Genomic DNA, 280 nt, shown 5'->3' on the forward strand with positions numbered 1-280 from the left:
GACCGTACCAGTCGTTGGCCGATGGCGCAGATCTACCAGCGGCTGGCGGTTCCGGTAGCCGGTTCCCCCTTCGGCCCACTCAGTGCGGATGAACACCGCACGCTGCAGCTGGTGCACTACCTGCACGAAGTGGAAGCGGCACAGCCGCTTGATCCCGGAGGCGACCCCGCCATACAGCGGCCGCAGAGCCAGATCCAAGCCCACCTGCTGCATGAACTGCGCCGCGAGTTCTCGTTGCTGCCGGTGCCGGTAACTAAGACCTGGCGCGAGCTGGCACTCA

1 protein-coding gene is annotated in these 280 nt (G+C 65.7%); it reads left to right on the forward strand.

Translation table 11 applies throughout. The features are described from left to right. Positions 1–21: 21 nt before the first annotated feature. On the forward strand, positions 22–280 hold a 259-nt coding region (locus tag ACQG3P_RS19515), incomplete at its 3' end, for a hypothetical protein (RefSeq protein ID WP_426805965.1).

Source organism: Stenotrophomonas sp. SrG, from assembly GCF_050031795.1.
GTDB lineage: Bacteria > Pseudomonadota > Gammaproteobacteria > Xanthomonadales > Xanthomonadaceae > Stenotrophomonas > Stenotrophomonas rhizophila_A.